General features: G+C 38.6%; 10 protein-coding genes. All 10 read left to right on the forward strand.

Annotated features, from left to right (window positions below; genetic code table 11):
- The first annotated feature begins 219 nt into the window (after positions 1–219).
- Genes HY58_RS01525 through HY58_RS01570 form a run of 10 tightly spaced genes read left to right on the forward strand, consistent with a single transcriptional unit; the run spans position 220 to position 11,970 of the window.
- Positions 220–978 carry a glycosyltransferase gene (locus HY58_RS01525; RefSeq protein ID WP_156123529.1) on the forward strand — a complete coding sequence of 253 codons (759 nt, stop codon included), beginning with the start codon at positions 220–222 and terminating at the stop codon, positions 976–978.
- Positions 978–1,991, forward strand: coding sequence for a glycosyltransferase (locus HY58_RS01530; protein WP_039126682.1), 1,014 nt, complete (start codon positions 978–980; stop codon positions 1,989–1,991). Before HY58_RS01525 ends, HY58_RS01530 begins: the two co-directional genes overlap by 1 nt.
- On the forward strand, positions 1,988–3,094 hold the full coding sequence (locus HY58_RS01535) for a hypothetical protein (protein WP_039126685.1): 1,107 nt from the start codon (positions 1,988–1,990) through the stop codon (positions 3,092–3,094). Before HY58_RS01530 ends, HY58_RS01535 begins: the two co-directional genes overlap by 4 nt.
- A 10-nt stretch (positions 3,095–3,104) precedes the next feature.
- The gene (locus tag HY58_RS01540; RefSeq protein WP_156123530.1) at positions 3,105–4,526 is read left to right on the forward strand and encodes a hypothetical protein; all 1,422 of its coding nucleotides are present in this window, start codon (positions 3,105–3,107) and stop codon (positions 4,524–4,526) included.
- Positions 4,527–4,538: 12 nt separating this feature from the next.
- A complete protein-coding gene (locus tag HY58_RS01545; RefSeq protein WP_039126691.1) occupies positions 4,539–5,501 on the forward strand; it encodes a GDP-mannose 4,6-dehydratase in 963 nt (320 codons plus the stop codon).
- Positions 5,491–6,501, forward strand: coding sequence for a glycosyltransferase family 1 protein (locus HY58_RS01550; protein ID WP_039126695.1), 1,011 nt, complete (start codon positions 5,491–5,493; stop codon positions 6,499–6,501). Before HY58_RS01545 ends, HY58_RS01550 begins: the two co-directional genes overlap by 11 nt.
- A complete protein-coding gene (asnB, locus tag HY58_RS01555) occupies positions 6,502–8,352 on the forward strand; it encodes an asparagine synthase (glutamine-hydrolyzing) (protein WP_039126698.1) in 1,851 nt (616 codons plus the stop codon). It begins immediately after the preceding gene.
- Positions 8,345–9,484: a glycosyltransferase gene (locus HY58_RS01560; RefSeq protein WP_039126701.1), complete on the forward strand. Its 1,140-nt coding sequence runs from the start codon at positions 8,345–8,347 to the stop codon at positions 9,482–9,484. The genes asnB and HY58_RS01560 overlap by 8 nt, the downstream gene beginning before the upstream one ends.
- A 1-nt stretch (position 9,485) precedes the next feature.
- On the forward strand, positions 9,486–11,219 hold the full coding sequence (locus HY58_RS01565) for a carbamoyltransferase C-terminal domain-containing protein (RefSeq protein ID WP_039126704.1): 1,734 nt from the start codon (positions 9,486–9,488) through the stop codon (positions 11,217–11,219).
- A 1-nt stretch (position 11,220) separates the two neighbouring features.
- Complete coding sequence (locus HY58_RS01570; RefSeq protein ID WP_039126707.1) at positions 11,221–11,970, forward strand: glycosyltransferase family 2 protein; 750 nt, start codon at positions 11,221–11,223, stop codon at positions 11,968–11,970.
- The last annotated feature ends 2 nt before the right edge of the window (positions 11,971–11,972 follow it).

Raw genomic sequence — 11,972 nt, forward strand, 5'->3', positions numbered from 1 at the left:
TATCTGAATGTGACTAGCCTAAGTGGATTGGTATTTGTTCCATACAATTCACCTTTCTATATTAAACTGGTAGAAAGAGAATTTGACAACTTCCAAATAAAGGGATTTAATAGTAACGCAATTCCTGCATTATATTTATCGATTGCAAAAATTCTGTTTACAGGAAAATATGATGGTGTTTATTTAAACGAGGCTGGCCATATCAGGTATTTCGGCCTGTTGAAATTGTTTTTCCCTTCAAAATCTTTTGTAATTCATGTTCGTCTTACCGAAGATGCAGCAGAAAATCGTTGGTCTTCCACTTTCAGGAACAAATTGAAAGCTATTACCATATCGCAGTTTATAGAAAGAATGCTTCCCGTTCCATCTTTAATGATTTACGATCCCTATAATTTTGGAAAAAGGGAAAATTCTGCCAGGCACTATTTTAACGAAGGGAAATTTAATGTTGGTATTATTGGCCGCGTCACATCCACAAAAGGATCTTTTAGGCTTCCAGGAATTATTGAAGAGCTGCAAAGACAAGACAAACTAGACCAGTTTCAATTTCACTTCTTTGGTGATATCTGTGACGATTTTAGTAAATCAGGATTGGTAAACTTACTTTCGTCTACCGGAGCGGTAAGTTTTCACGGATATGTTTCGGATTCCTTTTCGATTTATAATAACCTCCAAACAGTGTTGCATTTGTCAGAGAATGAACCTCTTGGAAGAATATTTTTGGAAGCGTTGAATGAAGAAATCCCTTTTATTGGATTGAATGGAGGTGGAATTGGAGAAATGGCCAGTATGTTGGGAATGAGTGATTCGGTAGTTGACATGGCAGGTAATGATATTAATGTACAAATTGCTAATAGACTCCTATTTGTAAAAACTAATTTTGATAAAATTCAGTCTCAAATAAGTGAATTTAAAGAACTGGGCCGATCTGTGTTTGATCCCATGTCCTATGCAAGAAAACTTGATAGCTGCTTTTAATGAACATATTATTTATAGGTCATTTTGAAGTTGGTTCTACCTCCAGAATGCGTGGATTGGCGATAAAGGAAATATTGAATCCTTCTACTTTTAAGGCAATAAACATAAATATCCCAATTCTTGAAACAAACAGGCTTTTCAGATCAATAGGCTGGAGATTTTATCTTGGACCCCTTATTTGGAATATTAATAAATATATCAGGTCACAGATATCTTCAGCAGACAACTATGATCTCGTATGGGTGGATAAGGGTGTTTTCATTGAGCCTTCAATTTTACAAAGCTTAAAGAAGTCTGGTGCAGTACTGGTTCATTCAACGCCAGATACAGCATTCATGGCCAATCGATCACCTCTTTTCTATAATGCGTTGCCAACCTACGATTTCTGCTTAACTACAAAATCATTTGAGTTAGAGGCATATAAAAAAGCAGGTGGCAGTAATGTTTTATTCTACCCCCAGGGATATGATAAAAACACACATTTTCCGCGACACGATTTTTCTGATAAAGAGGGAGTCGCATTTGTTGGATTGTATGAACCCTGGAGAGCACAGGTTATAGATCGTTTGTTACAAGAAGGAATTACTGTTAAACTGGCAGGAGTTGGATGGCATAAGTTTGCAGAAAGAATGAAAAAGTATCAGAATTTGAGATATTCTGGAACCGGATTATTTGGTTCTTCATATGGGGAGTTTATATCGTCTTCCTGTGCAGCTCTCGGATTGCTTTCAAGGAAATTTCCAGAGCTCCATACAACCAGAACCATAGAGATTCCAGCCTGCGGTACTGCTTTGATTACTGAAGACAACGCGGAAATCAGAAATATTTTTACTGACGAGGATGTAATTTATTTTTCAGACCCCGATAAATTGGCGGGAATGCTGCCTGACCTGTTAAATGACAAACAGCAATTGTTGAAGCGGACTAACAATGGCTACCAAAAAATTATTAGTGGAAACTTCGAGTATCGCCAAATATTAAATGACGCTTTAGTTAAAATGAGGATGAAGTGAGTAAGAAGAAAGCAGTCATTGTACATATTAATCCATCATATAAGTTTCCTCCTGTGATTAATTTATATGAATATGTCAGGTCACATTTTAGGGAAAGTATTGAACTATTTATTTTTACAACAGGCGAAAATACACATACAGGTAACAATGGCGGTGAGAATATTGCTTCATATGCTTTTCGTTCCGACGCCACTGGTTTCTTAAAACTTTTGAATTATATCTGGTTAAATGCTACCATTTTGATTCAATTGTTTAGAATCCGTCCACATGTATTAATGTATTATGAAACCATTTCAGTTGTCCCGGTTTATCTCTACTGTTTAATTTTTCGGCCGAAACTATTCATTCATTACCATGAGTTGATGACTGACAAAGAGTATGCTGCAACTGGATTTCAATCATATCTTCGAAAATTTGAAAGGAGGTTATATCAAAGAGCAGAATGGATCTCCCATACTAACCAACTGAGGCTTGATTATTTCATTAAAGAGAATGCATTACCCCCTTCTTTGAAATTTAGAATTTTGGAGAATTTTCCGTCCTCGCATTGGGCTAATATCTCTCCTAAACCTCAACCAGAAGCGATGCCTACCCGGTTTCTATATATTGGTGCTCTTGATTTGAAGAGCATGTATATAAAAGAATTTTTTTCCTGGATGATGACAAAACCTGATCTGTCTTTGACAATTTATTCCCAACAAAATAGCATTGATATTAAAGAGTATTGTGTTTCAATGGGAATTAAAAACGTTAGTTTCAAAGGATTTATACCGTATAATGACATTCCAGCTATCACATCCGACTTTCAAATTGGCTTGATATGGTATAAACCAGAGAACCTGAATTTTACTTATAATGCACCTAACAAACTTTTTGAGTATTATTCCTGTGGCCTGGAAGTGTGGTTTCCTAAAGAACTAGAGGGTGCTTATGCTTATATGAAAAATGAGACAGATCCGAGGATAATACCTGTAGATTTTTCCGATAAAACCGAAATGGATAAAAATTATATATCCTTTTTGTCTCCCCGGCCCTTTTCTCATCTCCCCAGGTATAATTACGAATCAGTATATGAAAAACTTATCGGTCAATGGCTAAATTGATCATCTGAAAATGAAAAGGCATTTAGCTTCTATATTATTATTGATATATTTTCTTTTATCCTTTACAGAGATAGACAAAAGGATATTGAGCTTTATGCTCTTAAGTACTTTACTACTTATGATCCTTGATAAGCTCGGTAAAGGAATAGTATTGAGGGAAATCATAGCGCTTTTCACTGTATTTACCTGCCTTATTATGCCAATTGTGGGCTATGAGTTCTATACTATTGAAAATTTCCTCGCTCGTCTCTGGATAAAATATATGCCAGTAAGTGAATTGTTGTATTTCAATTATGCATTTCCTGCTGTCAGTGGATTTTGTTGGGCGTTATGTATTCCATTAAAATCAAAAAATGCAGATGAAGGATATTTTCTTGGGAATATTTTCAAACAAATAAAAGGTTATGAAGGAAAGGGAAGGCTTGGCGTAATTCTTATGATTGTGGGTTTTTTAATATCCTTAATTGTTCCTTTTTTGCCTGGGCCTTTACAGTTTGTTGCTAACCTGTTTTACTTTGCTTCCTTTGCAGGTTTTTTATACCTGTATTTTGATAAACAATTTCCCTTAAGAAGATGGATTATAATCCTCTTTAGCCTTGTAATTCTGTATGGAGGTATTATTAGTGGAATGTTTACAATTGTAGCGTATATGGGTTTGACTTTGATTTCAATTGTTCTTTATGGAGCCAGCTACTCACTCCTCAGAAAAACAATTGTATTTCTGCTTGTCCTGTTTTTATTTGTAGTGCTACAAAATACAAAAAGAGTATACCGGGAAAGGACATGGAATATAGGTGCCTCGGGTGAGGTGGCACTTTTCGCTGATCTTTTTTTACAAAACCTTCAGAAAAGGGAAGCCTTATTTGACGTGAAGGGCTTTTTCCCTGTATACACAAGAGCTAACCAGGGTTACAATGTTGCTTTGGTTATGCGAAGATTTCCTGCTATAAAACCTTTTGATGAAGGTCAAAGGCTTAAAACTGTTATTCTCTCATCACTTGTTCCTCGCCTCCTTTGGCCTGATAAACCAAAAGCAGGTGGCCAGTTTAATATGGATTATTATGCAGGATTCAGGATAAGGGGATGGTCCACAAATGTGGGACCAATGGGTGAAGCTTACGGCAGCTTCGGTGTAACAGGCGGAATTTTTTATATGGTAGTGTTAGGGTTTTTTATAAGGTGGTTTTATAGCAGGGTATTTGTATTGGCAAAAAAATATCCGTTGTTAATACTTTGGATACCTGTTCTGTTTTATCAGGTAACTTATTCAGCGGAAAACGACACGTTGCAAATTTTAAACTCATTATTCAAAGCATCTTTTTTCCTATACTTCTTATTCAAAATATTTCCACGATTACTCACTCCTTCAGTTTTGAAGAAGACGGAGCCTGTGAAGGAAGATAGAAATCTTAAACAGGCATTCCATTTTTAAATAATCAGAATATTGAAAACGGCAATTATAACTGGTATCACCGGGCAGGATGGGGCATATTTGTCCAGGCTCTTACTTGAAAAGGGGTATAATGTGATTGGTATCATTCGATCACAGTATGGATCCAATCTTAGCCGCTTAAAATACCTCGGCCTCATTGGAAAAATAACCCTTGTGGAAGGCGATTTAGGTGATCTGTCACAGGTATTGACAATATTAAATAGCTATAAACCAGCTGAAATTTATAACCTGGCAGCTCAGTCTTCGGTTTCTCTTTCATTTCAACAACCTATCGGTACCATTGAGTTTAATGTAAGATCAGTACTGAATATTCTGGAGGCAATCCGACTCTCCAATCCTGCCATCCGGTTTTACCAGGCTTCAAGCAGTGAGATGTTCGGACTGGTGAATGATCTGCCAATAACGGAAAGCTCCCTTATCCACCCCTTGAGTCCATACGCTATATCAAAAGTTACCGGGCATTATATATGTATCAATTACCGGGAATCATATAATATGTATGCCTGCAGCGGTATCCTTTTCAACCATGAATCATATTTAAGGGGTGAAAATTTCTTTATAAAGAAATTGATCCACGGCGCACTGGATATCCTCAATGGTAAAGAAGAATTCCTTGAGTTTGGTAACCTCGATATCAAACGTGATTTTGGATGGTCCGAAAAATATGTGGAAGCAATGTGGTTAATGTTACAACAGGATAAACCAGAAGATTTTGTGATTTGCTCCGGTACGTCACTGACCTTGCGGGAAATTGTTCACTATGTGTTTGACAAATTGAAATTAGATCGCAATTTGATTAGGATAAATCCAAAGTATTTTCGCCCCACTGAAATCCTTGATATTTATGGATCCAATGAAAAGGCAAAGAATGTATTGTCCTGGAATTATCAGATGAGCTTTTTTGAAGTGCTGGATCTGATAATAGAAGAGGAACAAATGAATTATGGAAAATAACAAGAAGAAAATTAGCGTGGCTTTCTTTCAAAGAAAGCCAAGATCAGTTGGAAATTATAGCGTGGAATATATTTTTCAGGACGTAAGAAGAAGGCTTTCTGATAAAATTAATGCAACAATCGTAGAATCAAAGTATGAAAGTTCCGGTTTGTTTAAACGGTTGTTTAATTGTATCCAGGCCTGGAATGCACAGTCTCAGGTGAATCATATCACTGGGGATGTTAATTACCTTGGATTGTTTTTAAACAAGCATAAGACCATTCAAACAATTTTAGATTGTGTTCACCTGAATAGCAATACCGGCATTCGGTATAAAATCCTGAAAACATTCTGGCTAACAATCCCTGAAAAGAGATCCCGCTTTATAACGGCTATATCAGAATCTACAAAGACTGAAATTTTAAAACACCATGCTTGTAATCCGGATAAGATTAAAGTTATCCCGGTTGCTATATCTCCTTTGTTTCAACCTGTAGCCAAAGAGTTTAATAAAATTAAGCCGGTTATTCTACAGGTTGGTACAGCACCTAATAAGAATATCCCCCTTTTGATCGATGCTATTCAGGGTCTTGGTTGTCATCTCCATATTATTGGCAAGGACAACCAGGAGTATAGAGATATGCTCGAAAAAACGGGCACCACCTATACTTACGAATGGGGCCTGTCTGATGAGGATATCAGAAAAAGGTACGCAGAGGCCGATATAATCAGTCTTGTTTCCACATATGAAGGTTTTGGAATGCCAATTCTTGAGGGCCAGGCTACTGGAAGGCCGGTCATCAGTAGTAATATTCTTTCAATGCCGGAAGTGGCTGGTAACGCCGCCATTCTTGTGGATCCATACAATGTAAGTAGTATCCGCAGTGCGATTGAAACGTTGATCCAGGACGATGAATTCAGGAACGATCTTGTGCGCAAAGGTATTGAGAACATCAAACGATTTGATCCGGATCGTATAGCAGAACAATATTTTCAATTATATAAAGAAATTGCATCGTAAATGTGCGGCATTGCAGGTTATATAAACCTTAAAGACGTTTCAGCAGATTTGGATCTCGTCAAAAAAATGACAGATGCAATGGCTCATAGAGGGCCGGATGCAGATGGACTGTACAAGGATGGTTGTGTTGGGCTGGGACATAGGCGTCTTTCCATCATCGATCTTTCTGATTCAGCAAACCAACCATTTGTTGACAGTGCGGGAAGATGGCACCTTATCTTCAATGGTGAGCTATTCAATTTTAATTCCGTTAAAAATGAAATTGATGGCGTTAACTGGAGAACTAGCGGTGACACAGAAGTACTGGCAGAAGCGCTCTTGAAGTGGGGGATTGATGGGGTCTCTAAGTTTAAAGGCATGTTTGCCTTTGCCGCCTGGGACCAGCACGAGAAGGCTCTTTACCTGGTTCGCGATCGCCTGGGAGTTAAGCCTCTTTATTATTATAATGATGGTGAATCCTTTTTCTTTTCTTCTGAGATCCGATCAATTCTTGCAACGGGCAAATGCCCTCCTGAAATGGATCTACAGGCTGTATTCCATTTTCTGAAATATCAATCAACAGGTGGTGAACATTCAATTATTAAAAATATTCAACAACTGGCTCCTGGCCACTTCATTAAAATAAAAAATGGCCAGGTTGAAAAAAGTCAGTATTGGGATATCACAAAAAATAATACTCCTATTGAGGTAACAGATCATGTTGCCGTTCATAAAACCATCAGGAGCTTGCTTTCCAATGCTGTGGAACAACGTTTGATTAGTGATGTTCCTATCGGTGCTTTTTTGTCGGGGGGTATTGACTCAAGTGCGGTGGTTGGACTTATGCGGGAAGTGGGAAAATCAAGGCCTGTAACGTTTAATGTTTCCTTTAGTGAATCTGACTTTGATGAATCTTCCTATGCAAACATTGTTGCTAAGAAATTTGATACAGATCATCACACCATATTTTTAAAGCCTGAATCACTGATCCATTCATTGCCTTCAGCATTGGATGCAATGGATACACCAAGTGGTGATGGAGTCAACACCTATATTGTATCAAAGGCAGTAAAGGAGGCAGGATTAACTGTGGCATTATCTGGTGTAGGCGGCGATGAACTTTTTGCAGGCTATCCCTTCTTTCCCAGGTATAAAAAACTAAATAGTGTATCTGGTTTATGGAATGCGTCCCTACCGATACGAAATCTATCGGCTTCATTCCTGAAAAATGAAAAATGGCATTCATTATTTCAAATGACCGATACAGGAATAGATTCTGTTTACCCGGTACTGAGAGAAATACTTTCAGACAGGGAGATCAATAAGTTACTTATTACAAATGGTAGATCGGTTACAGATGAAACCCGGGAGTTGCTTTCAAAATTAAAAACCAAATTGGCCAGGTTTCCCTTATTAAGCCAGGTCAGTATTGCAGAGTATCTTGGATATACTTGCAATACCTTATTGAAAGATACAGACCAGATGAGCATGGCCGTTTCATTGGAAGTGCGTGAACCTTTCTTTGATCATGAACTTATTGAATATGTATTGCGGCTTCCCGACTCAATAAAGAATCCCCTCTACCCTAAAAAATTATTAGTCGAATCTTTGAATGGACTTTTGCCCGAAGAAATAGTTCATAGGAAAAAGCAGGGATTTACATTTCCATGGAAACACTGGTTAAGAAAGGATCTCCGGGATTTCTGTGATGTTTACATCAGGAACGCATGCGATAGAAAATTTATCAATGCGGATTACTTATCTAAAAAGTGGAAAGCCTTCCAGGCGGGTGATGCTTCGGTAAACTGGATGGAAATATGGTTATTGGTCATACTTGAATATTGGATGGGAAAAAATGGCGTCGATGCATAAGCCCCGCCTGTTGGTTTGTACAGATTGGTATGATCCTGCTTTTAAAGCCGGCGGGCCTATCCGGTCATGTGTTAACCTGGTAGCACATTTGCACAACATCTATGATATTTATGTTTTCACTGGTGATCGTGACCTCGATGAACCCCAACCATTACCGGGTATTATTAAAGATCAATGGATTGAACATGCTACAGGAGCAAAAGTCTGGTATGCTTCCAGTGAGAAGCAGGGATTAGCAGATATTAGGGGAATGCTTGAATTTGTTCGCCCGCAATATTTGTACTTGAATAGTGCATTCTCAAAAATATTTACCATCGATATTTTCAGGGTTGCCAGAAAAATAGGCTTGTCAGGAAAGCTAATATTGTCGCCACGTGGTATGTTAAAACCCAGCGCATTGGCAATCAAGCCGCTGAAGAAAAAAGTATTTTTGTTGATAGCCCGGCTCCTGGGTGTTTCCAGATCACTTCATTTTCACGCTACCAACCAGATAGAAGCAGAAGAAATAACTTCAATTTTTGGAAAATCTGATGTTACGATAGCCCCAAATTTTCCTGCACCCATAAACAGCACTCCTAAACCATTGGAGAAGAACACAGGGTTTGTGAGGCTGCTATTAGTTGGTAGGATTCACCCTATAAAGAATATCGATTTTCTGATAAGGCAATTACCAGCCATTCAAGGTGAGGTGTTGCTAAACATAATTGGTGTGGCTGAATCCTCCGATTATGAGGAACAATGTTTGCAACTTATCAGTGTTCTTCCACCTGATAAGAAAGTAAATATGATGGGGGAGATGCCGCATTCCTTACTTGAACAACATATTTCCAGTCATCACTTGTTCGTTTTACCTACAAAAGGGGAAAATTATGGACATGCTATTGCTGAATCACTTGGCAATGGCAGACCTGTTTTGATAAGTGATCAAACCCCATGGCGGAATTTGGCCGAAAGAAAGGCAGGGTGGGATTGTAGTATAAGCCATCCCGATTGCTTCAGGAAAGCACTTCAGGATGCTGTAGATTGGAACCAGGCTGATTTTGACATGTATTGCCAGGGGGCATTGGATTATATAAAAGATCAACAGGACACAACGAAACTTATTAATAAATACAAACAATTGTTTAACTGATATGTATATACTGGGACTTAACGCTTATCATGCCGATTCATCTGCGGCGATATTCAAAGATGGCAAGATGATCGTTGCAACCGAAGAAGAAAGATTTACACGAGTAAAACATTGGGCTGGCTTCCCTACTCTCGCCGTTCAATTTTGCCTTAAGGAAGCAGGGATTACCCTGAAAGACGTTGACCATATAGCTATTGGCCGTGATCCAAAAGCTAAATTGGGCCGTAAGGTGGCTTATTTGCTTAAAAATCCGGGTGGTGGCTGGAATGCTGTGTTGGACCGTCTGAAAAATGCCCGTAAAGTTGCTTCCCTGGAAGAAGAATTTCATAAGATCGATCCCTCTGTTTCAAAAGCGCTTATTAAAAAGAAAATTCACCAGGTGGAGCATCACCGTAGTCATCTTGCATCCGCTTTTTTTGCTTCTCCATTTGAGGAAGCAGCATTATTATCCATTGACGGTTCAGGTGATTTTACTACGACAATGATCGGTATTGGAAAAGGGAATACCATTGAAGTACTTGACTCTGTTGATTTTCCTCATTCGGTTGGATTGTTTTATACTGCGTTTACTCAATTGCTCGGGTTCCCTTTTTATGGTGATGAATATAAAGTGATGGGCCTCGCCCCTTACGGTAACCCTCTATATGTTGATCAATTGAAAGATGTACTGGTTTTTAAGGATAATGGTTTGTTCGAACTTAACCTGGCGTATTTCAGATCAGCAAAAAGTGGAATTGTTTCCTATGGAGATGATCATATTCCGGTAGTAGCTCCATTGTACAGTGATTATATGGTTGAGAAATTTGGAGCGGTAAGGAAGAAGGATGAACCATTAAATCAATACCATAAAGACCTTGCAGTTTCTGTTCAACGCATTACCGAAGAATTGATCTTTCATATTCTTAATCATTTGCAAAAGAGAACAGGATTGAAAAATGTTTGCATTGCAGGTGGTGTTGCACAGAATTCTGTGGCCAATGGTAAAATCACCAGCAATACAGGCTTTAAAGAGGTATATATTCCTTCGGCAGGCCATGATGCGGGCATTTCTATGGGAGCCGCCCTTTATGTTAATAATGCAGTATTAAAACAACCACGGCAGGAGGCTATCTGGTCTGCTTATACAGGCTCCAGTTTTTCAAATGAAGAGATAGAATCCTATCTTATATCGCGTGATATTCCATATACCCGCTATTCCGATGAGCAATTATTTGATGTTGTTTCTGAACGTCTTGTAAATGCCGGCGTAATTGGCTGGTTCAGTGGAAGGGCCGAATTTGGACCTCGTGCACTGGGCGCTCGCTCAATTCTTGCTGATCCACGCAGAGCTGATGCCAAAGATCTGCTGAATGCTAAGATCAAAAGACGCGAAAGCTTCCGGCCATTTGCTCCATCAATCTTGCAGGAATATGTAGGAGAATACTTTGAATTGAATGAACCGGTTCCATTTATGGAAAAAGTTTTTCCAATTAAGAAAGAGAAACATTCAATTATCCCTGCAGTTACACATGTGGATGGAACCGGGCGTTTACAATCAGTACTTAAATCAGTCTCACCGAAATATTACGGATTAATTGAAGCATTTCGTCAAAAAACTGGCGTGCCTATTCTGCTGAATACCTCATTCAATGAGAACGAACCAATAGTAAATTCACCCGAACACGCTTTGGATTGCTATCTGCGAACCAGTATGGATATGCTTGTACTGGAAAACTGTGTTGTTGAAAGAAAATAATATGACCATATCAATCATAACTGCAAGCTTCAACAGTTCAGGAACCATTCGTGATACCCTCACCAGTGTAGGAAGGCAAACACATCCGGATATTGAACATCTGATTATTGATGGTATGTCCACCGACAATACATTAGACATCGTATCAAAATTTCCGCATGTTAAATTAGTAATATCTGAGCCTGATAAGGGTATCTATGATGCAATGAACAAAGGCATACAATTGGCTTCCGGTGAGGTGGTAGGAATTTTAAATTCTGATGATATCTATGCACACAATCGCGTGCTAGAACAGGTATCCAAATTATTTGAAGACAGTGAAACCCAGGCGGTTTATGCTGATCTTCAATATGTAAAGCCAGATAATCTAAATAAGGTTATCCGGCATTGGAAAGCCGGGGAGTACAGTTCCCAGAATTTTTATTATGGCTGGATGCCCCCACATCCTACATTTTTCGTTAGAAGAGAATTATACCAGGAGGCCGGATTGTTTGATCTCTCCTTCAAAACAGCGGCAGATTATGAGTTGATGTTGAGATTTCTGGTCAGATATGATATACCGGCTACCTATTTGCCAGAAGTGATCGTTAAGATGCGTAATGGCGGAGCCAGCAACGCTAGTTTTAGTAACAGGTGGAAAGCCAACAGGGAAGATAGGCGTGCATGGGATGTAAACGGCCTTACCCCTTATTTTTTTACCATACCTTTGAAACCCTTTAGAAAGTTATCTCAGTTTTTTCTTAAATATTAAAT

The sequence above is a fragment of the Flavihumibacter sp. ZG627 genome (assembly GCF_000814325.1).
Taxonomy (GTDB): Bacteria; Bacteroidota; Bacteroidia; order Chitinophagales; family Chitinophagaceae; genus Flavihumibacter.

Coding starts and splice junctions, on each gene's coding strand:
- HY58_RS01530 (WP_039126682.1), top strand. CDS start 978: ATGAACATATTATTTATAGGTCATTTTGAAGTTGGTTCTACCTCCAGA.
- HY58_RS01540 (WP_156123530.1), top strand. CDS start 3,105: ATGAAAAGGCATTTAGCTTCTATATTATTATTGATATATTTTCTTTTA.
- HY58_RS01550 (WP_039126695.1), top strand. CDS start 5,491: ATGGAAAATAACAAGAAGAAAATTAGCGTGGCTTTCTTTCAAAGAAAG.
- asnB (WP_039126698.1), top strand. CDS start 6,502: ATGTGCGGCATTGCAGGTTATATAAACCTTAAAGACGTTTCAGCAGAT.
- HY58_RS01560 (WP_039126701.1), top strand. CDS start 8,345: ATGCATAAGCCCCGCCTGTTGGTTTGTACAGATTGGTATGATCCTGCT.
- HY58_RS01565 (WP_039126704.1), top strand. CDS start 9,486: ATGTATATACTGGGACTTAACGCTTATCATGCCGATTCATCTGCGGCG.
- HY58_RS01570 (WP_039126707.1), top strand. CDS start 11,221: ATGACCATATCAATCATAACTGCAAGCTTCAACAGTTCAGGAACCATT.